Genomic DNA, 24,656 nt, shown 5'->3' with positions numbered 1-24,656 from the left:
TGCTGTCGGATTCGTCTCAAACGCTTTTTCAGCTATTGAGACCCGCGAGGGAGTCCTTTGCGGCGGCGGCGACTGCTTCTGCCGTGATGCCGAACTCCTTGAAGAGGCGCTTGTAGTCTGCCGAGGCGCCGAAGTGCTCGAGGCTGATGGAGCGTCCGGCGTCGCCGACGAATTCCTTCCAGCCCAGTGCCAGGCCGGCTTCGACCGAGACGCGGGCCTTGACGGCGGCGGGGAGCACGGACTCGCGGTACGCGGAGTCCTGCTTGTTGAACCACTCGACGCACGGCATGGAGACGACGCGGGTGGCGATGCCTTCGGCCTGGAGCGCTTCGCGGGCGTTCACCGCGAGCTGGACCTCGGAACCGGTGCCGATCAGGATGACCTCGGCCGGGACCGTAGCGCCGTCCTTTGAAGCCTCTGCCAGGACGTAGCCGCCCTTGGCGACCCCGGCGGTGGAGCCGAAGGTGTCACCCTCGGCAAGGCCTTCGCCGCGTGCGTAGGTCGGGATGTTCTGGCGGGTCAGCACGATGCCTGCCGGGTTCTCGTGGTTCTCAAGCATGGTCTTCCATGCCGCGGCAACCTCGTTGGCGTCGCCGGGACGGACAACGTCCAGGCCCGGAATGGCGCGGAGGGTGGACAGCTGCTCCACCGGCTGGTGGGTTGGGCCGTCTTCGCCCAGGCCGATCGAGTCGTGGGTCCAGACGTACAGCGACGGGACGCCCATGAGCGCGCCAAGGCGGATCGCGGGACGCTGGTAGTCACTGAAGATCAGGAACGTGCCGGAGAACGCCCGGGTCCGGCCGTGCAGCGAGATGCCGTTCACGATCGACGCGGCAGCGTGCTCGCGGATACCGAAGTGCAACACCCGGCCGTACGGGTTGCCCTTCCACGCGCCGGTGGAGCGCGAGGCCGGGATGAACGACGGCGAACCCTCGATGGTGGTGTTGTTGGACTCGGCGAGGTCGGCTGAGCCGCCCCACAGTTCCGGAAGGACCGGGCCGATCGCGTTCAGGACCTTGCCGGACGCGGCGCGGGTGGAAACTTCCTTGCCTGCTTCGAACACCGGCAGTGCGGCGTCGAGCTCGACGGGGAGCTTCTTGGCCTCGATGCGCTCAAGCAGTGCCGCGCCCTCGGGGTTGGCGGTCTGCCAGGCCTCGAAGGATGCCTGCCATTCGCTGCGCTCGGCTGCGCCGCGCTCGACGACTGCACGGGCGTGCGCCAGGACGTCCTCGTCAACCTGGAAGGAACGCTCGGGATCGAAGCCCAGGACTTCTTTCAATGCTGCGACTTCTTCGGCACCGAGGGCGGAACCGTGGATCTTGCCGGTGTTCTGCTTCTTGGGAGCCGGGTAGCCGATGATGGTGCGCAGCGAGATGATGGACGGCTTGCCGGTCTCGGCCTTGGCGGCGAGCAGGGCACCGTAGAGCTCCTGGACGTCTTCGACGTATTCGCCGGTCTTCGTCCAGTCCACGCGCTGGGTGTGCCAGCCGTAGGCCTCGTAGCGCTTGAGGACGTCTTCGGTGAAGGCCACGTCGGTGTCGTCTTCGATGGAGATGTGGTTCTCGTCGTAGATCACCACGAGGTTGCCCAGTTCCTGGTGGCCGGCCAGCGAAGAAGCTTCCGAGGTGACGCCTTCCTGGAGATCGCCGTCGGAGGCAATGACCCAGATGGTGTGGTCGAACGGGCTCTCGCCGGCGGGAGCATCGGCGTCGAACAGGCCGCGTTGGCGGCGCTGCGAGTAGGCGAAGCCCACCGAGGAGGCCAGGCCCTGGCCCAGCGGGCCGGTGGTGATCTCGACGCCGGCGGTGTGCTTGTATTCCGGGTGGCCGGGGGTCAGCGAGCCCCAGGTGCGCAGGGCCTCGAGGTCCTTCAGCTCCAGGCCGTAGCCGGAAAGGAACAGCTGGATGTACAGGGTCAGCGATGTGTGTCCGGGGGACAGGATGAACCGGTCGCGGCCGATCCAGTCCGGGTGCTTCGGGTCGTGGCGCATCAGCTTCTGGAACAGCAGGTAGGCGGCCGGCGCAAGGCTCATGGCCGTACCGGGGTGACCGTTGCCGACCTTCTCGACGGCGTCAGCGGCCAAAACGCGGACGGTGTCCACGGCGCGCTGGTCCAGGCTTGTCCAAGTCAGTTCTTGCTCTTCCAAATGTGGCACGTAAACCGAGCCCCTCTCTGTGCTGACGGCTGGTGACGGCACATGGCAAGCCTCGGGCACAGGATGGCGCCCGCTGCGAAGTTCCTACCAGCCGTTCACCATTGAAACGTTGATCTATCATCCAGACATGCAAATCTGAGAATACGCTTTCTCGGAAACCTGCGTGAGCTGATCTGCAGACAGCTTAGCCCGGTTCGCCACCCCGAATGGTGGGAATCTCAAAAAATGGACGCATATTCCGTTTTATGAATCACGGCAGCGGCAAAGCGCCGGTGAACTTTCGGAAACAAAGGAAAGTTCCGGGTGCCATGGCGTCGGACAGGCCACGGTATGATATCTGGAGGCCGAACCGGGGTGCCGCCACCGCGGGAAACCCGCCTTGACAACACCAGCAAAGAACAGAGTGACTGCCAACGTGAGCACAACAGATACGCCCCTCAATGCTTCCCCGGCTGTGGGGAAGCGCGGAATGTCCCGTAAGTTCAAGGCGTATCTGGCACTGACCAAACCCCGCGTGATCGAATTGCTGCTGGTCAGCACCCTGCCCACCATGATCTTCGCGCAACGGGGCTTTCCTTCGATCGGCTTGATCCTCGCCACGTTGGTGGGCGGCGCCTTCGCAGCCGGCAGCGCAGGGGTCTTCAACTGCTACATCGACCGCGACATCGACAAGCTGATGCACCGCACCGAAAAGCGGCCCCTCGTGACGGGCGAAGTCACCCCTCGCGAAGCACTCGTCTTCGCATGGATCCTTGGAGCTGCCTCCATCGCCATCCTGTGGTTCGGGGCCAATCCGCTGTCGGCGTGGCTCGGCCTTGGTGCGATTGTTTTCTACGTTGTCATCTACACGATGATCCTCAAGCGCCGCACTGCACAGAACATCGTGTGGGGCGGCGCGGCCGGCTGCTTCCCGGTGCTGATCGCCTGGGCCGCCGTGACCAACACTGTGGAGTGGCCCGCCGTCGTGCTCTTCATGGTGATTTTCCTGTGGACTCCTCCGCACTACTGGCCGCTGTCCATGCGGTACGGCGAGGACTACCGCAACGCCAACGTCCCCATGCTGGGTGCCATCGCAGGTGCCAAGGTGGTTTCCGTGCAGGTGGTTCTCTACGCCTGGGCCATGGTTGCGTGTTCGCTGCTTTTGGTGCCCGTGGGCCGCGCCGGCTGGGTGTACACCATCGCCGCCGTCCTCGCGGGCGCCTGGTTCCTGTATGAATCACACGCCCTCTACAACCGGGCACAGGGCGGGGACGTCTCGAACAAGGGAGCCATGAAGGTCTTCCACGGCTCCATCAGCTACCTGACGCTCCTCTTCATTGCCCTCGCGGTGGACCCGTTCATCGGTTCCCCGATCATCGGCGGCTGACGGCCAGTCACACTCGCCCTCTACATCCCCGTCACCCCCAAACGCCCGCTCACCTATGGGGCCGTTTTCCCGAACGCCCGCTCACTGATAGCGCCAAAACGAAAGACCCTCTTTCACGTCGCATGACGTGAAAGAGGGTCTTTCCTTTGGCTTTCGCAGGGGCCATCAGCCGCCAGGTGCTAGAGCTTCGGGCTGAACCGGGCCACATCCGCCGCGTTCGTGGCGGCACTCATGAGCAGGGCGGCGCCCAACATGTGCGCGCCTACCAGGAGGGCAGGAATGCCGTTGTAGTACTGGGCAAAGCCAATGACCGCCTGCAGGACCGTCACGGCGAGCAGCAGCAGGGCAGCTGTGCGGAACAAGCCGGTGATGCCCTTGCGCAGGACGAAGTAGACGGCGAAGACGGCTCCCGCCGTGATGAGGTACGCGGGCACTGCGTGGATATGCGAGAAGAGGTCCCAGTCGAGATCGTTGCGCGGCGCGTTCGCGTCGCCTGCGTGGGGTCCGGCACCGGTCACCACGACGCCGAGGCACACGGCGACTGCCGAGAAGAACGCGACGGCGGTCATGACGGGGCTCATTGCGCCCGGAATCGGCGCCAACGTCAGCTTCATGAAGCGGCCGGTCCGTCCGTAGGCGCGGTTGACCAGGAGCGTGGAGAAGACAACCAGGGCCATCGAAACCAGGAAGTGCAGGCCGACAACCCAGGGGTTCAGATTCGACAGCACGGTGATGCCGCCGATGATGGCCTGGGCCGGAATGCTCGCGAGCAGGCCCACGGCGAGGAGGAAAAGGTCGCGGCGTTCCTTACGGAGGTTCCACAAGTACACCAGCATCAGGACGGCGACGGCGGCCAGGGCGAACGTCAACATGCGGTTGCCGAATTCGATGAAGCCGTGGATGCCCATCTCCGGCGTGTTCACCAGGGAACCGCTGGTGCAGCGCGGCCACGTGGGGCAGCCGAGCCCCGAGGATGTCAGCCGGACCGCGCCGCCGGTGACCACCAGGACCACCTGGCCGATCAGCGACAACATCGCCAGCCTGCGGACGGTGCTGTTGACCTCCGTGGGGAGCTTGGCGGTCAACTGCTGGATGGACTTCGGGAGGCGGGAAGCCGTGCTCACAGTTTTCTCAATTCTCGGTACTCAATTCACGCTGACGTTTTGGTTCCACAACGGGACGCTCAGTTCCATTTGAACCAGCGGACGGCGGCCGCGCCAGGAACGATGGTCCACAGCAACAGCACAAGAACGTAGGGCAGGGAGACGCTGCCATGGAAGAAAGCGTCCCTGAGCGACTGCCCCAGGGCTCCCGAGGGCAGGAAATGCACAATGTTCTGTGCCAGTTCCGGCAAACGCTCGGCAGGAACCACGATTCCGCCGAGGGCGCCCAGCAGAATCCAGAGCAGGTTCGTGATGGCGAGGGTTGCCTCCGGCCGCACTGTACCGGCAACCAGAAGCCCGAGCGCGGTGAAGGCGGCAGCGCCGAGAACCAAAAGCACCAGGCCCGGAAGCCAGCCTTCGGGACGCGGATGCCAGCCCAGCAACCCGGCCACGGCGCCGATCACCAGGACCTGGAGGACCAGGACGGCCAAGACGGCGATGATCTTTCCGGCGATGAGGCCGGTCCGGCCCAAGGGAGTGGTCGAGAGGAAGCGGAGCACGCCGTAGCGCCGGTCGAAGCCCGTGGCGATGCCTTGGCCCGTGAATGCCGTGGACATGGCGCACAATGCGAGGACGCCCGGCGTCGCGATGTCCACACGGCTGGCGCCCAAGCCATCGAGCAGCGGTGTGACGGCGAGTCCCACCAAGGCCAGCAAGGGCATGATCACAGCCAGGATCAGCTGCTCGCCGTTCCGGATCATGGTCAAGGTTTCGTAGCGCCCCTGCAGCAGGATCCTGCGCATCAAAGGTGCGGGTCCGGCGTGGGGTGTGCTGCGCGCGGGGATCGCAGTGGTCATCGGATGTCCCTTCCGGAAATGTCCAGGAATACGTCTTCCAAGCTGCGCGCCTCCAAGCGGAGGGACGCCGGCATAATGCCCTTTTCGGCCCACCAGGCCGTGAGTTTGGCCAGATGTTGCGGAGTCAGCGTGCCTGCGATCGCGTAGCTGCCTGCCCGGCTTTCCGTGATGGTGAGTTCGTCGCCGATGGCCGCGGCTATGTCGAGTCCGGCCGGGGCATCGAAGAACAGGGTGCGTTCGGTCACGCCGTCCATGGCCTCGTGGCCGTGGCTCAACAAGTCGGCGACGGTGCCCTCTGCGACGTTGTGACCGGCGTCGATGATGTAGACGTAGTCCGCAAGCCTCTGGGCGTCATCCATGAGGTGTGTGGTGAGGATGATGCCCATGCCGGCATCCCGCAGTTCGGCGATGAGCTCGAAGACGATTTGGCGGGACTGGGGATCGAGGCCCGCGCTGGGCTCGTCCAGGAACAGGACTTCGGGGTTGCCGATCAAGGCGGCCGCAAGCGAGAGCCGTTGCTTCTGGCCGCCCGACAGGCGGCGGACTCCGGTGCGGCTGAAAGTGTCGATGCCCAAGCGCTCCACGAGTCCATCCAGGGGCAGCGGGTTTTGGTACATGCCCGCAATGTGCCGAAGCAAGGGGATGGGCCGGGCCGACGGCGGGAGGCCGCCGTCCTGCAGCATCACGCCGACGCGCGAACGAAGGTTCGCGCCGGCCGTGTCGGGGTCTTCGCCAAGGAGCGCGATGCGGCCGCCGGTACGTTTTTGAAGGCCTTGCGCGCATTCGAGCGTTGTCGTCTTGCCCGCGCCGTTTGCACCGAGCAAGGCGGTGATCTGGCCGCGTTCTGCGAACATTGACAGGCCGCTGACTACCCGGAGCATCTTGCCGTCAAGGGAAGCCAGCGGGCCAACGTCCTTGATGAGTCCATCGATGGTGAGGACAGGGGATTCGGGGGATCGCACCAGAGTATTCTACGTGAAGTAGTAACGGTGCGGCGGGCAAGGTGCCGCAGGCCAGCCTTGCCTTACTGGATGCCCGGACTAAATTACGACATGATTGTGTTGTGTATTCCATGAGGAGTTCTGTTTCCGTGCCCGCAAGGCATAGCGCGGTCATGCCTGTGCCCGGTGGCACAGCTGCTGGCGCGGCTGACGCGGAAGACCGCACCCGCGACCGTGTACTCAACGCGGTGTTGGAGCACGGTCCCGTCAGCGCGGCTGAACTCGGCGACATGCTGGGTTTCACCCCCGCAGCCGTCCGCCGTCACCTGGATCACCTCCAGCGCGCCGGGGTCATTGAGGTAAAACGCGTCGCGAAGGCGGGTGCCGGCGCAGGCCGGCCGGCCCGTCGCTATGTCCTCAGCTCACAAGGGCAGTCGAAGCTCGGGGATGACTACCTGAACATTGCCAGTTCCGCGTTGCGGAAGCTCAGGGACCTCGCGGGCGAGGAAGCTGTCAGGGACTATGCGGTGGAGCGCTTCGCCGAAATGGAAGAGCGCTACGCACCCGAAGTGGACCTGGCGGGTTCCGACATTGCGGCCCGCGCTGTGGCACTGTCCAAGGCGCTGAGCAGGGACGGATATGTCGCGTCCGCTGCGTCTATTGAGACCAAGGCGCCGTTGCCCGCTTCCCTCTCGAGCGTCCAGCTGTGCCAAGGCCATTGCCCCATCCAGCAGCTCGCCGCGGAATTTCCCGTTTTTTGCGACACCGAGACCGAATTGTTTTCCCGTTTGGTCGGTGTCGACGTCCGCAGGCTTTCCACCCTCGCGCAGGGCGGACATGTCTGCACCACCCACATTCCAACCGGCAGGCCGGCCGCGAAGGAAGCCCTCGGGTTTCCGAAGCTGCGGGCCACGCCCCATGTCGAATCCAACAATCAGTAAGAAAGGCCGTGATGACGGGTCAATTAGCTGAAGGAACAGCAGAGAAAGCGCTAGCTGACGGTGCTGTGATCTCGGAGATTCTGGAGAAGAATCCCGAGCTGCACGGTATTGGCAACTACGAGTACGGATGGGCTGACAAGAACGACGTCGGCGCCAACGCACGCCGTGGTCTCAACGAAGAGGTAGTCCGCGACATTTCGGCTAAGAAGAACGAGCCGCAATGGATGCTGGATCTCCGCCTGAAGGGCTTGAAGTACTTCGACCGCAAGCCCATGCCCACCTGGGGTGCAGACCTCTCCGGCATCGACTTCGACAACATCAAGTACTTCGTGCGCTCCACGGAAAAGCAGGCTGCCACGTGGGAAGACCTCCCCGAGGACATCCGCAACACCTACGAGAAGCTGGGCATCCCGGAAGCCGAGCGCAGCCGCCTCGTGTCCGGCGTGGCCGCGCAGTACGAGTCCGAGGTCGTGTACCACCAGATCCGCGAGGACCTGGAAAAGCAGGGAGTCATCTTCCTGGACACCGACACCGCGCTGCGTGAGCACCCGGAGATCTTCCAGGAATACTTCGGCACCATCATTCCGGTGGGCGACAACAAGTTCGCTTCGCTGAACACGGCCGTATGGTCCGGCGGTTCCTTCGTGTACGTCCCCAAGGGGGTCCACGTGGACATCCCGCTGCAGGCCTACTTCCGCATCAACACCGAGAACATGGGCCAGTTCGAGCGCACCCTGATCATCGCGGACGAAGACTCCTACGTCCACTACATCGAAGGCTGCACCGCTCCGATCTACACTTCGGACTCGCTGCACTCGGCAGTGGTGGAAATCATCGTGAAGAAGGGCGCCCGCGTCCGTTACACGACCATCCAGAACTGGTCCACCAACGTGTACAACCTGGTCACCAAGCGCGCCATCTGCGAAGAAGGCGCCACCATGGAATGGATCGATGGCAACATCGGCTCCAAGGTGACCATGAAGTACCCGGCTGTCTACCTGGTCGGCGAGCACGCCAAGGGTGAGACCCTGTCCATCGCCTTCGCCGGCGAAGGCCAGCACCAGGACACCGGCTCGAAGATGGTCCACATCGCGCCGAACACCAAGAGCTCCATCATTTCCAAGTCCGTTGCCCGCGGCGGCGGCCGTGCAGCCTACCGAGGCCTGGTCCAGGTCCGCGAAGGCGCCAAGCACTCCGCCAACACGGTGCGTTGCGACGCCCTGCTGGTAGACACCATTTCCCGTTCCGACACCTATCCCTACATCGACATCCGCGAGGATGACGTGGTGATGGGTCACGAGGCCACCGTTTCCCGAGTCAGTGAGGAGCAGCTCTTCTATCTGATGTCACGCGGTATGCCCGAGGACGAGGCCATGGCCATGATCGTGCGCGGCTTCATTGAGCCGATTGCCCGTGAGTTGCCCATGGAATACGCCCTTGAACTCAACCGCCTGATTGAACTGCAGATGGAAGGATCCGTCGGTTAGCAATGACTGAAATCACTACTGAAAAGGCCCGCATCGGCGCGCCCTCGGCACAGCCATTTATTGACGGCTTCACCGAAGAAGGCGAGAACCTCTCGCCTGTCAACACCGGCACCAACACGTCTTCCACCTCGGAAAAGACCTCGGAACAGGCTCCTTCGGCCGGACCGCTTGCGGGCGCCTCGGCCAAGAGCCACTCCCACGGCGGCGGCGTTGGAATTCCGGACAGTTCGCGCGCAGGTCGACTGACCTCGTACAAGCTGGCCGACTTCAAACCCCTCACCGGACTGGAAGAAGACTGGCGCTTCACCCCGCTCAAGCGGCTTCGCGGCCTACACAACGAGGTCCTCTCCGGTTCGGCACCGTCGGTCGCCGTGACCGCCCCGGAAGGCGTCGTCGTCGAGACCGTGGGGCGGGACGACGTCCGCATCGGCTCCGCAGCCATCCCGGAGGACCGCGTGTCCGCCAACGCTTGGGAGAACTTCACCGAGGCCACCGTCATTACGGTGCCCGCGGAGCTCCAGCTCGACGGCGAAGTGTCCGTCCTGCTGACCGGCACCTCCACTGAAGCTTCCGCCCAGCACATCGTGCTCGTGGCAGGGCGCTTCTCCAAGTCCCGGATCGTCCTGGACCACCAGGGCAGCGCGATCGTTTCGGAGAACGTCGAAATCCTCGTCGAAGACGGTGCCGACCTGACGGTCATCTCGCTCCAGGAATGGAACGACGACGCTGTTCACGCCTCTTCTCAGCAGGCCAAGCTGGGCCGGGACGCCAAGTTCAAGCACATCGTGGTCAGCCTCGGCGGCGACGTCGTGCGCATGACTCCGTCCACGCGCTTCACGGCGCCGGGCGCGGAAGCCGAGATGTTCGGCCTGTACTTCGCCGACGCCGGCCAGCACCTCGAGCAGCGCTTGTTTGTTGACCACGCCGTGGCCAACTGCAAGTCCAACGTCCTCTACAAGGGCGCCCTGCAAGGCCGCAACGCGCACACCGTGTGGGTTGGCGACGTCCTGATCCGCAAGGAAGCAGAAGGCACCGACACCTACGAGGCCAACCGCAACCTGGTCCTCACTGACGGTGCACGCGCCGACTCGGTGCCGAACCTGGAAATCGAGACCGGTCTGATCGAGGGTGCCGGCCACGCCAGCGCCACCGGCCGCTTCGACGATGAGCACCTGTTCTACCTGATGGCACGCGGCATTCCGGAAGACGTCGCCCGCCGTTTGGTGGTCCGTGGCTTCCTCAACGAGATCATCCAGCAGATCAAGGTACCGGCACTCGAAGAGCGCCTCACCGAGGCTGTTGAGCGTGAACTCGCCGCGAGCGACAACTAATTCTAGCCAAGCAGGGAAAACAGACTATGAGCGATCAGCCACAAGGCGAACTGGTATGCAACGCCAACGAGATCCAGGTCAAGCAGGCGCTGCGCATCCTGATCGATGACTACCCCGTAGCCATCGTCAAGGACTCGATGGGGGAGATCCACGCCATCGGCGACACCTGCTCGCATGCCGACATTTCCCTTGCCGAGGGTGAAATCGAAGGCTGCGCGATCGAATGCTGGGGCCACGGCTCCCAGTTCGACCTCCGCACCGGACAGCCCTTGCAGCTCCCTGCCTATGACCCCGTCCCCGTCTTCGCCGTCACCCTCGACGGTGACGACGTCTACGTGGACGTGACCAACGTTGTGAACGGCGCGTCAGTACAGAACTACTGAGCGCCAAGTGCCTAAAGACTTACGAAAGAAAGAAGAGCATGTCTACTCTTGAGATCAAGGACCTGCACGTCAGCATCGAGACGGAGCAGGGTACCAAGGAGATCCTGAAGGGCGTCAGCCTGACCATCAAGACCGGCGAGACCCACGCAATCATGGGCCCCAACGGTTCGGGCAAGTCCACCCTGGCGTCCACCATTGCCGGCCACCCGCGCTACAACGTCACAAGGGGCACCATCACGCTCGACGGCGAAGACGTATTGGCCATGACCGTTGACCAGCGCGCCCGTGCAGGCGTCTTCCTGGCCATGCAGTACCCCGTAGAGGTTCCGGGCGTCACCATGACCAACTTCCTGCGCACCGCCAAGACGGCAATCGACGGCGAAGCTCCCGCCCTCCGCACCTGGACCAAGGATGTCAAGGCGGCCATGCAGCAGCTGCGCATCGACGCCGACTTCGCACAGCGCAACGTCAACGAGGGCTTCTCGGGCGGCGAGAAGAAGCGCGTGGAGATCCTCCAGCTCGAACTCTTCAAGCCGAAGTTCGCCGTGCTTGACGAGACCGACTCCGGCCTGGACGTCGACGCGCTCAAGGTCGTCTCCGAGGGCGTCAACCGCGCCCACGCCACGGGCAACATGGGTACTTTGCTCATCACCCACTACACCCGCATCCTGCGCTACATCAAGCCGGACTTCGTCCACGTGTTTGTTGATGGCCAGGTTGTCGAAGAGGGCGGCCCCGAATTGGCCGACCGCCTCGAAGAAGAAGGCTACGACCGTTACGCCACGGGCGCCGGCGCAGCCACCATCGCTGCTGCCGCAGCAGCACAGGCCTAGTTAGGACTCCCGCCATGACCGAAATCAACGCGGCTCGCACCAGCCTCGAGGACGTCGAGGAGGCGCTCAAGGATGTCATTGACCCGGAACTCGGTGTCAACGTGGTGGACCTTGGGCTGCTCTACGGTCTGAAATACTCGGAGGAGGACGGCGCCCTGCTCATCGACATGACGTTGACGACGGCGGCCTGTCCGCTGACGGATGTCCTCGAGGAGCAGGTCGGCCAGTCCCTCGACGGCATCGTCGACGACTGGCGCCTCAACTGGGTATGGATGCCGCCATGGGGTCCCGAGCGGATCACTGACGACGGCAAGGACCAGATGCGGGCCCTCGGCTTCAACATCTGAGTCCCCACCGCTTGCTTAAAGTACGACGACGGCCGGCCACCTTTCGCGAAAGGTGACCGGCCGTCGTCGTACCCGCACAGCGTCACAGAAGGCCGGGGAGCTGGCGCAGAGGCTAAAATTCGATGATGCCTTTTCTGGACAAACTTCAGCGCTGGGCCGATGACCGCCCCGACGACACCGCCGTCGTCGTCGGCGGCAAACGGCTCAACTGGGCTGACCTTCGGGACGCCGCAACGTTGCGCCTGGGCGAGACCCCCGCGACGACGATACTCGCCGAGCCCAATTCCCTGGACTTCGTGGTGGCATACACGGCGGCGGTGGCCGGCGAGCGGCGCTGCGCCGTGCTCGACCCGTTGTGGCCGCACGCCATGATCGATGAGGTCACCGGGAGGATGAGGCAAACCGGGCCCGCCACCGGCCTCCACCATGGCGAACGCGACCAGCTGACCGACGGCGATCCGGACACCACGTTCCTGATCGGGCTGACGTCCGGAACCACGTCCGTCCCCAAGGCCTTCACCCGTTCACGGCGTTCGTGGCAGGTCTCGTTCGACGCCTCCATCGAATTCTTCGGGCTGACGCCGGAGGACAGGACGCTTGCGCCCGGACCGCTGGCCGCGAGCTTGAACCTCTACGCCTTGTCCGAATGCTTGTATGCGGGGGCGGCTTTCCAAACCCTGGAGACCTTCGACGTCGGCGATGTCCACGCGGCCATCGCTTATGACGGGGTCACCCGCCTTGTCCTCGTGCCTACTATGCTGCGCCTCTTGAGTGAGCGCGGATTGACCGGGGGCGTGGACGCATCCGGTATTCGGAGCATTATTTGCGCAGGCTCGAAGCTGGACGCCCGTACCCTTGAGGCGGCCAGGCGGTGGGCGCCCAATGCGGCAATTTTCGAGTATTACGGTGCGTCCGAGCTCAGTTTCGTTTCCGGAACGCGCCTTGCCGCCGGGGAACCGCTCGACGCCGGCGGAACGGGAATCGGCCAACCGTTTCCCGGCGTCGAACTCAAGATCATGGACGACGACGGCGCGGAGCGGCCCGAAGGGGCAGACGGGAATATCTGTGTCCGCTCCGGCATGGTCAGCAACGGGTATCTGTGGGGCGACGACGGCCAAGCGCTGCGGTGCTTTGATGGTTGGTACACGGTGGGGGACCAGGGCTATGTGGACTCCGGTGTCCTCCACATCCTCGGCCGTCGGTCCGACATGATCATCACCTCCGGGAGGAACGTCTATCCCCACGAGGTGGAACTCGCCCTGGCATCGGTCCCCGGGGTCTCGGCGGCTGTAGCGGCCGGGATGTTGGACGAAGTGCGCGGCCAGAAAGTCGTCGCCGGAATCGTACCCGCCTATGGTTCGGTGACGGCAACCCAAGTGAAGACGGGACTGGACGGTTTGCTCGCCCGGGACAAGCGACCCCTGCGGTATTTCACCCTGTCCGAATTGCCCGTGACGGACCGCGGGAAGGTCAGCCGCCAAATGTTGCTCGACTGGATTGAGAACAACGATCCGCGGGCGAAACCCCTTGCCTAGCCGTGAGCGGGCCACGGGGCTGGACCCCTCGCGCCAGCCGGTGATCATCGCCGCCTTGCGTACACCAATTTGCCGGGCCAATGGGCAACTGAAGCCGCTTCGCGCCGAGGAACTCCTCGCTCCCGTGCTGCGCTCACTCCTGAAAGCCACCGGTGTTGCCGGCTCGGGCGTCAGCGACGTCGTCATCGGCAATGCGGTGGGCGGGGGCGGAAACCTGGCCAGATATGCCGCATTGCTCGCGGGACTGCCCGTGGGTGTTCCAGGGCTGACCGTGGACCGGCAGTGCGGTTCCGGACTCGACGCCATCGCCCTGGCCTCCCGGCTCGTGGCCGCGGGGGGTAACGGCGTCTTCCTCGCCGGGGGTGTGGAGAGCATCAGTACTGCTCCGTTGCGTGCCAGGCGAAATCCGGACCCCGACGGCGAGCCGGACTTCTACACCCGCGCCACCTTCGTGCCGCCCGGGTTCGGGGATCCGGACATGGGTGTGGCCGCTGAAAACGTAGCGCGGGAGTGTGGCGTCAGTCGCGAACAACAGGACGGGTTCGCCGTGCGGAGTCACGAGCGCGCCGTCGCTGCCCGTGCCGCCGGCGCATTCGCCTCCGAAATTGTTCCCTTGGAAGCCGGGGGCGTCGTAGTGCAGGCGGATGACGGACCCCGGGCATCCCTCAAGGCCGGAGTCATGGCCCGCTTTCCGTCGGCATTCGTACCGGGCGGCACTGTGACCGCCGGAAACTCGTGCTTCGACGCTGACGCGGCTTCCGCCGTCGTGATCACCTCACTCGAGCGCGCACGGCAACTTGGTGCCGCCGACGGATTGCTCGTCCTGGGCTGTGACACCGCGGGCGTGGACCCGGAATTGCTGGGGCTCGGAGCTTCGGTGGCGGCCAGACGGTTGCTGGCCGGGCTCGATCTTGAACCTGCGGAACTGGACCTCGTGGAATTCAACGAGGCATTCGCTTCGCAGACCCTCGCCTGCCTTGAGGCGCTGGGAGTGGAACCGGAACGGGCGAACGTCGACGGCGGTGCGCTGGCGTTGGGACACGCCTACGGTGCGTCGGGCGCTGTCCTGGTAACGCGGCTACTTGCCCAGGCCCGCAGGATTGCCGAAGATCAGCCCGGCCGGGAGAGCCTGGCACTGGCAATGATCAGCATCGCGGGTGGCATGGGCACGGCGGCAATGTTCCAGTACTCCCAGTTGCAGGGCAATTAGTCTTCCGCGTCGCCAAGACCGCGCGCGGCCAGGGCATCGCCGGTCTGGCGCGCATAGGCAACCGTGGTGATGAATACCGGCAGTACCAGGGCGCGGGGATTGCGTTCGAGGCCGCGCGCACGGGCTGAGTCACGGACATCGGAGAATGCGCCCGCGATGAACGGAAGGCTGCGTAGCATAATGGCGATGGTCAGCGCGAAACGCTCGGGGTCCGCCCCGAACCGCTTGAACGGCTTGGACAGGGCAACCACCCCGTCCAGCAACGCCTGCACCGGAGTCGTGACCGTCAATACCGACGCCGCAACGACGCAGACCAGCACATTGAGCACGATCCGCGCGGCTACGGGGCCGCCCAGTTGCCACCATTGGAAGGCGCCGATCACGGCGAGGATGGGCGTCACGAGCCAAACGGAACGCGCGAGACGTTTGAGCCCCGCGCCGCTGAGCAGGAAGAGCACGCACATCACCCCGAGGACGGCTGCCGAGACAAGCCAGTCGACAACGAGGAACGACGCCAGGCCGCAGCCGGCAACGAGCAGGAACTTGAGCCATAGGGGAGTGCGGTGCACGATCGAGTCGCCCGGCACATAATTCGGGATCAGGACCCCGTGGCCCCTCACGTCGCCTCGACCTTGCCTTGTGCGGGCTCAGCGGCGCACAGCGCGCGGTAGTGTTCGACGGCGTCGGCTGCTCCGCCGTCGAACACTATCCGTCCGCAATCCACCACCAGGGCACGATCCGCTTCGAGGGCGAGGTCGAGATCGTGGGTGGACATGATGATCTGTTGCTCCAGGCCCGCAAGGGTCCGCCTGAGCAGCTCCCGGTTGCGCAGGTCCAGCAATGTTGACGGCTCGTCGAGGACCAACACGCCGGGGTTTACCGCGAGGACTGCGGCCAGGGCGAGTAGTTGCCGTTCGCCGCCGGACAGCTCGTAAATGCTTTGGTCGGCAAGGTCGAGGAGCCCGAACCGTTCCAGGACGGCTTCCGCCCGGGCTGTACGCTCCTTGGAGTTCTTGATGGAACGCCGCAGTGATAGTTCGACGTCTTCCCGCCCGGTCGGCATGACCAATTGCGACAGGGGGTCGGTGAACACGAATCCCACCTGGCTGCGGACCTGGCGGACGTCAAGCAAGCTGTCGGCGCCGTTGACGCTGACGGTGCCTTCGCTGGGCGCCACCAAGCCGTTGAGCAAGCGCAGAAGGGTGGACTTTCCCGAGCCGTTGGCCCCGATGACTGCGATGCGTTGCTCCGTGAGTTCCAAGGAGACGTCCTGCAGCAAAGTCTTGGGCGCCGGGCTGCCATCGATGGCTACGCGCACCGCGACTTCGCTGAGAATGATGGTGTTCATGTACTGATTGTTCCCGCTTTACTTCACGCGGCGGACCAGGATGTCCGGGAAGGCCTTGTGGAGCGAGACGGCGATGATCGCAGCAAGGACGTTCTTGATGGTGTCGCCGGGGTAGTAGGGCAGGTCGGCCAGGAATGCCTTGGCGAAGTCGAACTTGCCATTGACCATGAAGCCAAGCACTCCGAGGCCGTGGATGAGGACGATGGTGCTGATCATGGCTGCGGCAAACAGGAAAACGGCGCGGTATTTGACGGTCTTGCGGATCACGATTGCCGCCAGCCAGCCGGTGGCGGCCGCCGCCAAGGGAAAGGCGATGATGTAGCCGGCCGACGGTGTCGCCAGGATACCGAGCCCGCTGCGACCTCCGCTGAAGATCGGCAGTCCCGCGAAACCAAGCAGGGTGTAAAGACCGACGGCGGCAAAGGCCCGTCCGCCGCCGAGCACAAGGCCCGTGAGGATGACGGTGAGGGTCTGCAGGGTGATCGGCACGCCGAGTGCGCCGACAGGAATGCCTGGAATCAGTGTTGAGGCGGCCACGAGGGCTGCGAATACCGCGATGAGGCCGATGTCCGTGGACGTCCAGCGGGTTTGGGGTGAAGTTTTTCGCGTGGATGCGGTTTCGGTGCTGCTCATCGTGAGTCCTATCTGGTGCCGGGGCAGAGGGAATCCCCTGAAACCGACACTACAGAGCGGCCTGACACTGCATTTTGTAGGGTGTCCACGAGCAACGCGCCCGGGCCTTGGGGCCAAGGTACAAAGAGCGGCGCTGTTGGTTGCCGGAGCCGCCTTGGCTAAGCCTCGACGTCCTCTGCTGTTGGGGTAAAGCCCGCGCGGTCAACCCTGCGGTGGTAGTGCATTCCAGCCAGTCCGCCCAGTGCCGCGGCGATGAGGGTCACTGCTGCCACGACCAGGGCGGCGATGATGCCGATGGTGCTCAGCTGTCCCTCATTCACCGGAATCCTCGGGAAACTGTTCACGGTGGCGAGGATATTGAACCGCGGTCCGGCGAACAAGCCCAGCAACGCGACCAGCACGGCGACAATAATTGCCCAAAACCAGACCATGAGCCCCTGCCTGATGCCGTTGAACCGGGCCATGCGTCCGGCAACGTAGCCGCCGCAATAATAGGAGAGGAACAGGATCACCAGAAGCGCGATGATCCCGGCAATGCCAACGGACTGCGATGATGCCAGGTTCGCTGCGTCACTGACGTTCGCGTTGTTCGCGAGTCCAACAGCGATCCCGGCGGCCGCCACGAGGGCGACCAGGAGCACGGCCATTCCCGTGGCGGTCAGCCAACCGAAGAAGGCCGAGCCGATCTTGATTCCGCCGAACTGCTCCTTTTCGCGGGCGATGACTGTCTCGCGGGTGGCGGCGTTTGGGTCTGATGCGGCGGGAACCACGGGGTAGCTGCTCGTCTCGTCGACGTAGCTGTTGTCAGTGTAGCCAGGGCCGGTTCCAGGTACATCTCCTACCCGGTCACGGCGTGGTTCGGTGTAAGGGACTTCATCCTGGCCGCGGTGGGCCCGGACGTGTTTGCCATCGGATCCTGTTGTGCTGCTCATCGAGAGCCTCCTTCGGAATCGTCCTACCTTCACCTAACCACGCACCGAAAATAGTAGCAAGGGTGCTTACTATTTCGGGGCGTTCCGCGCCCTGCCCTGGCGCTGGCGAGTGTGGGACCCCGTGGGCGGTAGAATCGTAAAGGCCGTTTGTTCGGCCCCTCCACTTCAGCCGCGCCTTGACTTCGGGTGCTGCGGGTGTTCCCCATTGAAAGGCATCCCCCGAATTGATTACCGTCCAGGAACTCGAACTGCGCGCCGGCGCCCGCCTGCTCATGGACCAGGTGAGCTTCCGCGTGGACAAGGGGGACAAAATCGGTCTGGTGGGCCGGAACGGTGCAGGCAAGACGACCCTCACCCGCGTCCTCGCCGGTGAGGGACTCCCCGCTGCCGGCAAGGTTGCCCGCAGTGGCGAGATTGGCTACTTGCCCCAGGATCCCCGGACCCCGGACATGGAACAGCTTGCACGCGACCGCATCCTTTCCGCCCGCGGCCTCGACGTGGTGGTGGGCAAGCTGAAGCAGGCGCAAGCGGACATGTCCAGCGAGGACGCCACGGTCCAGCGCAAGGCCATGAACCGCTACGACCGTTTGGAAGCCGAGTTCCTCGCGGGAGGCGGTTATGCGGCCGAGGCGGAAGCCGCAGCTATTTCCTCCAACCTGGCACTTCCCGAGCGTCTCCTGAACCAGCCGCTCAAGACACTCTCCGGCGGCCAGCGCCGCCGCGTGGAACTAGCCAGGATCCTCTACTCGGACGCCGAGACCCTCCTCCTGGACGAACCCACGAACCACCTCGATGCAGACTCCATCACGTGGCTCCGCGACTTCCTCAAGGGCCACCAGGGCGGGCTGATCGTGATCAGCCACGATGTGGAGCTCCTGGAAGCCACCGTCAACAAGGTCTACCACCTGGACGCCAACCGGGCGCAGATCGACTTCTACAACATGGGTTGGAAGCGCTACCTGCAGCAGCGGGAAACCGACGAGCGCGCCCGAAAGCGCGAACGCGCCAATGCCGAGAAGAAGGCCCAGGTCCTCATGGACCAGGCCAACAAGATGCGTGCCAAGGCCACCAAGGCCGTGGCCGCGCAGAACATGGCGAAGCGTGCCGAACGGCTGCTTGGCGGCCTGGAAGCAGTCCGCGAGAATGACCGCGTGGCAGCCTTGCGTTTCCCGGATCCTGCTCCGTGCGGCAAGACTCCGCTCACGGCAGAGGGTTTGAGCAAGTCGTACGGCTCACTGGAAATCTTCACCGACGTGGACCTGGCAATCGACCGTGGCTCCAAAGTGGTCATCCTGGGCCTCAACGGTGCCGGCAAGACCACCCTCCTGCGGATGCTCGCGGGGGTGGACAAGCCGGACACCGGCGATATCGTCCCGGGCCACGGGCTCAAAGTGGGCTACTACGCTCAGGAACACGAAACCCTGGACCACGACCGCACGGTCCTGGAGAACATGCGTTCATCGGCTCCGGACATGAAGGACGCAGAGGTCCGCGGGATCCTCGGGTCGTTCCTGTTCTCGGGTGACGACGTCGACAAGCCGGCAGGTGTGCTTTCCGGCGGTGAGAAGACGCGGCTGGCCCTCGCCACGATCGTGGCCTCAAGTGCCAACGTGCTGCTACTCGACGAACCCACCAACAACCTCGACCCGGCCAGCCGCGCCGAGATCCTGGGCGCACTGCGAAACTATTCCGGCGCCGTCGTGCTCGTCAGCCACGATGAGGGCGCCGTGCAGGCCCTGAACCCGGAACGTGTTGTCCTGCTTCCGGACGGGGTCGAAGACCACTGGAACGAAGACTACCTGGACCTCATCACGCTCGCTTAGGGCTGAGGGTCAGGGCATTTCCCACGGCACGGAGGCAAGCGGGCGGCCCAGTTCAATGTAGCTTTTCAGATTGGACAGGACCGCCGACCAGCCGCGGCCTGCGATCGCCAACTGTTCGTCGTCGGCGATGTTCCTGTGATGGACCGTGAGCCTTGCAATGCCGTCGTGCGACTCGATGGTGAACGTGACAACGTCGGGCTTCACCACCGCCGGAACCGCGGGATCCTCCCACGTGTTCACCAGGCGCGCCGGGGGTGTTGCTTCCAGGATAGTTCCCACGACGTCGGCGGTTCCGGAGCCGTCCGTGCGCTGGTGTTCCCATCGTGAACCTGCCTTCCAATCCGAGACATTGGCATGGCCCCAGTATTCAGCGCTTTGGGCTGCGTCCGTGAGCGCCGTCCAAATCTGGTCCGCGGTTCCTTCGATGTACGTGACGTAGGTGTATTCAGCCATGCTCAACAGCCTAGCCCCAGGCCGCAACGGAACGACGGCTCCGCCGGATCAATAGCCCGGCGGATCAATGACCCGACGGACCACCGGATCAGCGGACCTTGAGGGGCTGGGCGGCCGTAATCCGCTGGAGTTCGCTGTAACTGATGGAGAACATCGAGTTATGGTCACCCGCGCCCGCCCAGAGCAGTGGATGCTCCTGGAGCGAGATGTCGAGGATGGTTCGTAGGGGCCGCGGGTGTCCAAGGGGAGCCACGCCGCCTACGGCCTGGCCGGTGTGCTCCAAGACGAAGTCCGGGCTGGCCCGGCGGATCCTGGCTGTCCCCAGGGAATCCGCGACCAAGGCGGTGTCCACCTTCGCGGCCCCGCTCGCGAGAATCAACAGGGGAGTGCCGTCGAGTTCGAAGACGAGGCTGTTGGCGATGGCCGCAATGTCGCAACCCAGCAAGGATGCTGCCGCAGCGGCGGTGGGGACATCGTCGTCGAAGGTGAGCACCGTGTCCTGGGCGCCCGCCGCGGTCAGGGCGGACTTCACGTTCAGCACGGAGGCCGGGATCGTTTCAGTAGCCTTGCGCATCCAGGATGGCGTCTTCCTCTTCTTCGGCCGTTGGCCGCTTTGATTTCCGTGGCGCGGGTGCCTTCGGACGAGGCATCGCGCTGATTTCTTCTTCCTCGTCCTCGGCATCAATCCGGGCATTGCGGGCCTGTTGCCTGGCCGCGTAGCCGAAACCAACGAACATCAGCACGCCGAACGCGAACCACTGCAAGGAGTAGGAAAGGTGGGTGCCCTCGTCGGTGGCCGGCTTGGCGAACGGCGCGGGCATCACCTGGACTGCGGGCGATTCCGTGGCGAGCTGCCCGTAGGCCCCGGTCATGATGGGATAGCCAAGTTCCGTGGCATATGAAGGGAGGTCGATCGATGCCAGCTGGCCGTCCACGGCGCCGCGGCCCAGATCCGGTTCAGAGGCCTTCAAGCGGGCGACGACGGTAACCTCGCCGGCCGGCGGGGCCGGGATGCTGTCAGGGTGCCCGGGTGTCTTGTTTCCGATGGGCAACCATCCGCGGTCAATTACCACGGCGTCGCCACTCGACAATCGGAACGGGACCACTACTTCATACCCGGGCTGGCCGTTGAGGGGACGGTTACGGACGACTCGTTGGCCCGCAACGTCATACCTTCCGTGGAGCTCAACTTGTGCCCATTCCCGTTCGGGGTCCAGGGACTGGAATTCCGCCTTGGCGGCGGAGAAGGGAAGGGGAGCGGCCGAGTAGTTGGTGACAACGCGGTTGATCTCGGCCAACGTCTCGGCCCTGCGGTCCATTTGCCAGCGACCCAGCAAGACGCAGCCGGTGGCGAAGATCACGGCCAAGACGAAGTAGCCCAGCCACTTGCTGGAAAAGAGAAAGCGGTACATTCAGATGGCCTCGCCTGGGTCAGTGGTCATCGCGAACGGGATGGTCTCTTTCCAGAGGCCGCGGGTCTGCAAGTAGTCCTCCAACCATTCCCGGTGTTCCTCGCAGGACAGCCATACTTTGCGGCGCTCGGGAGTGTGGATGCGGGGATTGTTCCACAGGAGCTGCCACGTCGCCTCGGCGCGGCACGCCTTGCGTGAGCAGACGGCCGGATGCGTCCCGCCCCGGCCCGCGTGCTCTTCATTCTCCAGCCCAAGGCCGCCCATAGTGAAGATATTCATGAAGCCGCCTGTTCTTCCCCGCCGAGCGGAAATCGCTGCTTGCTGGCACCGGTGTTGTCGGCTGGTTCCGGACCGGAAGCGTCCTGGACGGTGGCGTCGTCGCCGTCGTCGATGAGTTCGCCTTCCAGGACGGTGACGGGCGCCGCCGACGGCGCCCCTTCTTCAGCCGGTCCCGCTTCCAGCTCGACGGCCGGGACGTAGTCCAGCAAGGCGTCGCTGTGGACTTCGGCCTTGTCGCTGCCATTGGCGATCACTACGGCAATCCAGGGCAGGAACACGGCCCCTGCGACAGCGATGATCTTGAACCAGCCGTCGACCACGAAAATGAGGATGAGGCACACCAAGCGGATACCCATTGCCAAGGCGTACTTGATCATTCGTTCGCGCATGTCGTCCGAGTGGGCGGCGGCGGCGTCGGTAATGCTATGCACCACGGGGTCACCTGATACGGCGTCCGGGTCCCCGGGCGCCTGCAGGGGACTGCTATCTCTTGTCACGGCTGATTCATCACGCTCCAACGGCTTCCCTCAATTCTCTCACCCTTGAACGGGCCTCCCAAACCGCGCCAGGTGCAGCTACCCGCGGCCGGGGCCTCGCGGCGGCTAAGATCGATGCAGGAAATCACCCACTTTCAAGCGGCACAGTCCTGCCGCGGAACTCTGGAGAGCAGCATGTCTGAAGCAGTATCAACCGCCCGCAGCGTCCTCATTACGGGCGGAAACCGCGGCATCGGCCTGGCTATCGCAGAGGCATTCCTCGCCAACGGCGACAAGGTCGCCGTGACCTACCGCAGCGAAACCCCCCTTCCCGAGGGCATCCTTGGCGTCAAGGCCGATGTGACGGACGAGGCCTCCCTCGACGCAGCGTTCAAGGAAGTCGAAGCCGCCCATGGACCCGTGGAGGTTTTGGTAGCCAACGCCGGGATCACCAAGGACACTCTCCTTTTGCGCATGAGCGAGGACGACTTCACGTCCGTCATCGACACCAACCTCACGGGCGCCTTCCGGGTGATCAAGCGTGCCTCCAAAGGCATGATCCGCCTGCGCAAGGGCCGGGTTGTGCTGATCTCTTCCGTGTCGGGTCTCTACGGCGCACCGGGACAGATCAATTACTCGGCCTCGAAGGCGGGCATGGTGGGCATCGCCCGTTCCCTCACCCGCGAACTTGGTAGCAGGGGCATCACGGCGAACGTGGTGGCACCGGGGTTCATCAACACGGACATGACCGCCGAGCTTCCCGAAGACACCCAGAAGGCCTACTTGGCGAGTGTTCCGGCCGGCCGCTTTGCCGAAGCCTCCGAGGTGGCCAACGTGGTCCGCTGGATTGCCAGTGACGAAGCCGCATACATTTCCGGTGCCGTCATCCCCGTGGACGGCGGCCTGGGCATGGGCCACTAGATCACCAATCCCGCTGGCATGATTGACTCGGAATTAATAGAAGTTGGATGTTTTCAACAAGTTGGACGTTTTGAATAAAGGAGCACGAATGGGACTGCTGGACAACAAGACGGCAATCGTCACCGGTTCTTCGCGCGGCATCGGCGCTGAAGTAGCCAAGATCCTGGCTGGCGAGGGCGCTGCCGTGGTCGTCAACTACCGCCAGAAGGCCCCCCGGGCCAACAAGGTAGTCGGCGAGATCCAGGCGGCCGGCGGCCGTGCCGTAGCCGTTGGCGCGGACCTGACCACGCAGGAAGGCGTCCAGGCGCTGGCCAGCGCCGCCATGGAGGAATTCGGTTCGCTGAACGTCCTCGTGCTCAACGCTTCCGGCGGCATGGAGTCCGGCATGGAAGAGGACTACGCCCTCAAGCTGAACCGCGACGCCCAGATCAACATGCTCAACGCCGCAGTTCCGCTGATGCCGGAAGGTTCCCGCGTGGTGTTCGTCACGAGCCACCAGGCGCACTTCGTCGAGACCGTTCCCACGATGCCCGAGTACGAGCCCGTTGCCCGGAGCAAGCGCGCCGGCGAAGACGCATTGCGTGAACTTCTGCCGAACCTTAGCGACAAGGGCATCTCCCTCGTGGTGGTTTCCGGCGACATGATCGAGGGCACCGTGACGGCCACCCTGCTGGACCGCTCGAACCCTGGCGCCATCGAGGCCCGCCGGGCCGAGGCCGGCAAGCTGTACTCGGTGGAGGAGTTCGCAGCCGAGGTGGCGAAGATGGCCACGGCCGACGTCGAGAGCGGCCACACCGAGTACGTCGGCGGCGCCGATTACTTCGGCAAGAGCGCCTGATCACCTCTTAGCGCATAAAGAAGCGGCCCGGGACTGTCTGAATGACACTGTCCCGGGCCGCTTCGTCGTTGCGCGTGAATTTCCGCCTAAACGCCGGCGATATGCCGGACCGCGTCCAGGTACGGCATGTTGATGGCGGCATCGGCTACCGCCCGGACGGCAGGCTTGGCGTTGAACGCCACACCGATGCCCGCAGCGCCCAGCATGTCCAGGTCATTGGCACCGTCGCCCACTGCGATGGTGTGCTCCAGGTCGATTCCCTCGGCGGCTGCCCACTCGCGAAGGTACTTCTCCTTGGCGGCGCGGTCGATCACGTCGCCAAGGACCTTGCCCGTCAGGAAGCCGTCAACGATTTCAAGTTCATTTGCGATCCAGTAGTCCAGGCCGAGTTCCTCAGCGATGGGCCGAAGGATCTGGTTGAAGCCACCGGATACCACCGCCACCGCATGGCCGGCGGCCTTGAACGCGGCCACGAGTTCCGCGGCCCCCTCGCTCAGGCGCACCTCAGCGCGGACGGCGTCGACGACGGCGGCCGGCAGGCCTGCGAGGACCGCCACCCGGGCGTGGAGGCTTTGCGCGAAGTCCAGTTCGCCGCGCATCGCAGCCTCGGTCACGGCGGCTACTTCCTCGCGTTTGCCGGCGTGCGCGGCAAGTAGTTCGATCACTTCCTGCTGGATCAAGGTGGAGTCCACATCCATGATCAGCAGCTTGCGCGAAGCATCACGCAGCGCGTCGGCGACAATCGCGGTGTCCATGCCCGGTGCGGAGGCCTCGGCGACCCTGCGCCGGAGGCCTGACAAGTCGGTGTCAGTAGCCCCGTCAACGGCCAGGCCCATGGTATAGACCCCGAAGCGCTCGTCGCCCGAACGCGACTCCGACGTGAAGGTAGCCCCCGATCCGGACAAGACCTTGCGCAGGTGTTCAAGCTCCGAAAGGGACAAATTCACGCCATAGCTGACCGCGGTCAAGTTCGAACTCATGGCTGCAATCTTAGCGAGCGGGGAACCGCCGCCCGAACTCGTGCTTCATCCACGTCGTCGCGCAGACCATGT

The 24,656-nt window shown here is 64.3% G+C and carries 26 protein-coding genes; 12 read left to right on the top strand and 14 right to left on the bottom strand.

The window, feature by feature from the left end; genetic code table 11:
• Positions 1-28: 28 nt before the first annotated feature.
• Complete coding sequence (tkt, locus tag QRN51_RS00560) at positions 29-2,155, bottom strand: transketolase (protein WP_370872085.1); 2,127 nt, start codon at positions 2,153-2,155, stop codon at positions 29-31.
• A gap of 403 nt (positions 2,156-2,558) precedes the next feature.
• On the opposite strand from tkt, the gene QRN51_RS00555 reads away from it, so the two are divergent.
• A complete protein-coding gene (locus QRN51_RS00555) occupies positions 2,559-3,521 on the top strand; it encodes a heme o synthase (RefSeq protein WP_059389275.1) in 963 nt (320 codons plus the stop codon).
• A 179-nt stretch (positions 3,522-3,700) separates the two neighbouring features.
• On the opposite strand, the gene QRN51_RS00550 is transcribed toward QRN51_RS00555, so the two are convergent.
• The 3 genes from QRN51_RS00550 to QRN51_RS00540 are packed head-to-tail and all read right to left on the bottom strand — an operon-like array spanning position 3,701 to position 6,443.
• Positions 3,701-4,645, bottom strand: coding sequence for a COX15/CtaA family protein (locus QRN51_RS00550; RefSeq protein WP_059389274.1), 945 nt, complete (start codon positions 4,643-4,645; stop codon positions 3,701-3,703).
• A 59-nt stretch (positions 4,646-4,704) separates the two neighbouring features.
• Positions 4,705-5,481 (bottom strand): ABC transporter permease, encoded by a 777-nt coding sequence (locus QRN51_RS00545; RefSeq protein WP_284988215.1) that lies wholly within the window; start codon positions 5,479-5,481, stop codon positions 4,705-4,707.
• Entirely contained in the window at positions 5,478-6,443 is a 966-nt protein-coding gene (locus QRN51_RS00540; protein WP_284988214.1) for an ABC transporter ATP-binding protein, read from the bottom strand. Before QRN51_RS00540 ends, QRN51_RS00545 begins: the two co-directional genes overlap by 4 nt.
• A 152-nt stretch (positions 6,444-6,595) precedes the next feature.
• On the opposite strand from QRN51_RS00540, the gene QRN51_RS00535 reads away from it, so the two are divergent.
• The 8 genes from QRN51_RS00535 (at position 6,596) to QRN51_RS00500 (ending at position 14,489) form a co-directional block, all read left to right on the top strand.
• Positions 6,596-7,363: a helix-turn-helix transcriptional regulator gene (locus QRN51_RS00535; RefSeq protein ID WP_059389270.1), complete on the top strand. Its 768-nt coding sequence runs from the start codon at positions 6,596-6,598 to the stop codon at positions 7,361-7,363.
• 11 nt (positions 7,364-7,374) lie between these two features.
• Complete coding sequence (gene sufB / locus QRN51_RS00530) at positions 7,375-8,850, top strand: Fe-S cluster assembly protein SufB (RefSeq protein WP_284981344.1); 1,476 nt, start codon at positions 7,375-7,377, stop codon at positions 8,848-8,850.
• 2 nt (positions 8,851-8,852) lie between these two features.
• A complete protein-coding gene (sufD, locus tag QRN51_RS00525; protein WP_284988213.1) occupies positions 8,853-10,181 on the top strand; it encodes a Fe-S cluster assembly protein SufD in 1,329 nt (442 codons plus the stop codon).
• A gap of 26 nt (positions 10,182-10,207) precedes the next feature.
• Complete coding sequence (locus QRN51_RS00520) at positions 10,208-10,564, top strand: non-heme iron oxygenase ferredoxin subunit (protein ID WP_059389267.1); 357 nt, start codon at positions 10,208-10,210, stop codon at positions 10,562-10,564.
• 38 nt (positions 10,565-10,602) lie between these two features.
• Positions 10,603-11,397 (top strand): Fe-S cluster assembly ATPase SufC, encoded by a 795-nt coding sequence (gene sufC, locus QRN51_RS00515; protein ID WP_284988212.1) that lies wholly within the window; start codon positions 10,603-10,605, stop codon positions 11,395-11,397.
• Positions 11,398-11,411: 14 nt separating this feature from the next.
• Positions 11,412-11,744 (top strand): metal-sulfur cluster assembly factor, encoded by a 333-nt coding sequence (locus QRN51_RS00510; RefSeq protein WP_059389266.1) that lies wholly within the window; start codon positions 11,412-11,414, stop codon positions 11,742-11,744.
• A 125-nt stretch (positions 11,745-11,869) separates the two neighbouring features.
• A complete protein-coding gene (locus QRN51_RS00505; protein ID WP_284988211.1) occupies positions 11,870-13,279 on the top strand; it encodes a class I adenylate-forming enzyme family protein in 1,410 nt (469 codons plus the stop codon).
• Entirely contained in the window at positions 13,272-14,489 is a 1,218-nt protein-coding gene (locus QRN51_RS00500) for a thiolase family protein (protein ID WP_284988210.1), read from the top strand. The genes QRN51_RS00505 and QRN51_RS00500 overlap by 8 nt, the downstream gene beginning before the upstream one ends.
• On the opposite strand, the gene QRN51_RS00495 is transcribed toward QRN51_RS00500, so the two are convergent.
• The 4 genes from QRN51_RS00495 to QRN51_RS00480 all read right to left on the bottom strand — a co-directional run bounded on the left by QRN51_RS00495 (position 14,486) and on the right by QRN51_RS00480 (position 17,402).
• Positions 14,486-15,109, bottom strand: coding sequence for an energy-coupling factor transporter transmembrane component T family protein (locus tag QRN51_RS00495; protein ID WP_059389265.1), 624 nt, complete (start codon positions 15,107-15,109; stop codon positions 14,486-14,488). The two genes, QRN51_RS00500 and QRN51_RS00495, sit on opposite strands and share 4 nt — an antisense overlap.
• Positions 15,106-15,837, bottom strand: a complete 732-nt coding sequence (locus QRN51_RS00490; RefSeq protein ID WP_284988209.1) for an energy-coupling factor ABC transporter ATP-binding protein — start codon at positions 15,835-15,837, stop codon at positions 15,106-15,108. Before QRN51_RS00490 ends, QRN51_RS00495 begins: the two co-directional genes overlap by 4 nt.
• Positions 15,838-15,855: 18 nt before the next feature.
• Entirely contained in the window at positions 15,856-16,470 is a 615-nt protein-coding gene (locus QRN51_RS00485) for a biotin transporter BioY (protein WP_284988208.1), read from the bottom strand.
• A 158-nt stretch (positions 16,471-16,628) separates the two neighbouring features.
• A complete protein-coding gene (locus tag QRN51_RS00480; protein WP_284988207.1) occupies positions 16,629-17,402 on the bottom strand; it encodes a YrzE family protein in 774 nt (257 codons plus the stop codon).
• Positions 17,403-17,626: 224 nt separating this feature from the next.
• Between QRN51_RS00480 and QRN51_RS00475 the strand changes: the two genes are divergently transcribed.
• On the top strand, positions 17,627-19,225 hold the full coding sequence (locus QRN51_RS00475; protein WP_284988206.1) for an ABC-F family ATP-binding cassette domain-containing protein: 1,599 nt from the start codon (positions 17,627-17,629) through the stop codon (positions 19,223-19,225).
• 9 nt (positions 19,226-19,234) lie between these two features.
• Here QRN51_RS00475 and QRN51_RS00470 read toward each other — a convergent pair whose 3' ends face one another.
• The 5 genes from QRN51_RS00470 to QRN51_RS00450 all read right to left on the bottom strand — a co-directional run bounded on the left by QRN51_RS00470 (position 19,235) and on the right by QRN51_RS00450 (position 21,887).
• Positions 19,235-19,678, bottom strand: coding sequence for an SRPBCC domain-containing protein (locus QRN51_RS00470; protein ID WP_059389261.1), 444 nt, complete (start codon positions 19,676-19,678; stop codon positions 19,235-19,237).
• Positions 19,679-19,766: 88 nt separating this feature from the next.
• Complete coding sequence (locus QRN51_RS00465) at positions 19,767-20,252, bottom strand: YbaK/EbsC family protein (RefSeq protein ID WP_284988205.1); 486 nt, start codon at positions 20,250-20,252, stop codon at positions 19,767-19,769.
• The gene (locus tag QRN51_RS00460) at positions 20,236-21,090 is read right to left on the bottom strand and encodes an SURF1 family cytochrome oxidase biogenesis protein (RefSeq protein ID WP_059389259.1); all 855 of its coding nucleotides are present in this window, start codon (positions 21,088-21,090) and stop codon (positions 20,236-20,238) included. The genes QRN51_RS00465 and QRN51_RS00460 overlap by 17 nt, the downstream gene beginning before the upstream one ends.
• On the bottom strand, positions 21,091-21,369 hold the full coding sequence (locus QRN51_RS00455; protein WP_284988204.1) for a hypothetical protein: 279 nt from the start codon (positions 21,367-21,369) through the stop codon (positions 21,091-21,093).
• Positions 21,366-21,887: a DUF3099 domain-containing protein gene (locus tag QRN51_RS00450; RefSeq protein ID WP_284988203.1), complete on the bottom strand. Its 522-nt coding sequence runs from the start codon at positions 21,885-21,887 to the stop codon at positions 21,366-21,368. The genes QRN51_RS00455 and QRN51_RS00450 overlap by 4 nt, the downstream gene beginning before the upstream one ends.
• A 153-nt stretch (positions 21,888-22,040) precedes the next feature.
• Between QRN51_RS00450 and QRN51_RS00445 the strand changes: the two genes are divergently transcribed.
• Together QRN51_RS00445 and QRN51_RS00440 are read left to right on the top strand one after the other, a co-directional pair.
• Positions 22,041-22,766, top strand: coding sequence for a beta-ketoacyl-ACP reductase (locus QRN51_RS00445; protein WP_059389256.1), 726 nt, complete (start codon positions 22,041-22,043; stop codon positions 22,764-22,766).
• Positions 22,767-22,854: 88 nt separating this feature from the next.
• Positions 22,855-23,604, top strand: a complete 750-nt coding sequence (locus tag QRN51_RS00440; protein ID WP_284988202.1) for an SDR family oxidoreductase — start codon at positions 22,855-22,857, stop codon at positions 23,602-23,604.
• Positions 23,605-23,690: 86 nt separating this feature from the next.
• Here the strand turns inward: QRN51_RS00440 and serB are convergent, their stop codons facing one another.
• On the bottom strand, positions 23,691-24,584 hold the full coding sequence (serB, locus tag QRN51_RS00435) for a phosphoserine phosphatase SerB (RefSeq protein WP_284988201.1): 894 nt from the start codon (positions 24,582-24,584) through the stop codon (positions 23,691-23,693).
• Between the last annotated feature and the right edge of the window lie 72 nt (positions 24,585-24,656).

The sequence above is a fragment of the Arthrobacter sp. efr-133-TYG-120 genome (genome assembly GCF_030209785.1).
In the GTDB taxonomy this organism is placed as follows: domain Bacteria; phylum Actinomycetota; class Actinomycetes; order Actinomycetales; family Micrococcaceae; genus Arthrobacter.
This window is presented reverse-complemented; position numbering and strand designations above follow the sequence as displayed.

Bases quoted from the DNA above. Each gene is read 5' to 3' on its own strand.
- QRN51_RS00470 (WP_059389261.1), bottom strand. From the start codon at position 19,678: ATGGCTGAATACACCTACGTCACGTACATCGAAGGAACCGCGGACCAG.
- QRN51_RS00520 (WP_059389267.1), top strand. From the start codon at position 10,208: ATGAGCGATCAGCCACAAGGCGAACTGGTATGCAACGCCAACGAGATC.
- QRN51_RS00510 (WP_059389266.1), top strand. From the start codon at position 11,412: ATGACCGAAATCAACGCGGCTCGCACCAGCCTCGAGGACGTCGAGGAG.
- QRN51_RS00485 (WP_284988208.1), bottom strand. From the start codon at position 16,470: ATGAGCAGCACCGAAACCGCATCCACGCGAAAAACTTCACCCCAAACC.
- QRN51_RS00440 (WP_284988202.1), top strand. From the start codon at position 22,855: ATGGGACTGCTGGACAACAAGACGGCAATCGTCACCGGTTCTTCGCGC.
- QRN51_RS00455 (WP_284988204.1), bottom strand. From the start codon at position 21,369: ATGAATATCTTCACTATGGGCGGCCTTGGGCTGGAGAATGAAGAGCAC.
- serB (WP_284988201.1), bottom strand. From the start codon at position 24,584: ATGAGTTCGAACTTGACCGCGGTCAGCTATGGCGTGAATTTGTCCCTT.
- QRN51_RS00445 (WP_059389256.1), top strand. From the start codon at position 22,041: ATGTCTGAAGCAGTATCAACCGCCCGCAGCGTCCTCATTACGGGCGGA.
- QRN51_RS00490 (WP_284988209.1), bottom strand. From the start codon at position 15,837: ATGAACACCATCATTCTCAGCGAAGTCGCGGTGCGCGTAGCCATCGAT.
- QRN51_RS00505 (WP_284988211.1), top strand. From the start codon at position 11,870: ATGCCTTTTCTGGACAAACTTCAGCGCTGGGCCGATGACCGCCCCGAC.
- QRN51_RS00545 (WP_284988215.1), bottom strand. From the start codon at position 5,481: ATGACCACTGCGATCCCCGCGCGCAGCACACCCCACGCCGGACCCGCA.
- QRN51_RS00535 (WP_059389270.1), top strand. From the start codon at position 6,596: ATGCCTGTGCCCGGTGGCACAGCTGCTGGCGCGGCTGACGCGGAAGAC.
- QRN51_RS00480 (WP_284988207.1), bottom strand. From the start codon at position 17,402: ATGAGCAGCACAACAGGATCCGATGGCAAACACGTCCGGGCCCACCGC.
- sufB (WP_284981344.1), top strand. From the start codon at position 7,375: ATGACGGGTCAATTAGCTGAAGGAACAGCAGAGAAAGCGCTAGCTGAC.
- sufD (WP_284988213.1), top strand. From the start codon at position 8,853: ATGACTGAAATCACTACTGAAAAGGCCCGCATCGGCGCGCCCTCGGCA.
- QRN51_RS00465 (WP_284988205.1), bottom strand. From the start codon at position 20,252: ATGCGCAAGGCTACTGAAACGATCCCGGCCTCCGTGCTGAACGTGAAG.
- sufC (WP_284988212.1), top strand. From the start codon at position 10,603: ATGTCTACTCTTGAGATCAAGGACCTGCACGTCAGCATCGAGACGGAG.
- QRN51_RS00460 (WP_059389259.1), bottom strand. From the start codon at position 21,090: ATGTACCGCTTTCTCTTTTCCAGCAAGTGGCTGGGCTACTTCGTCTTG.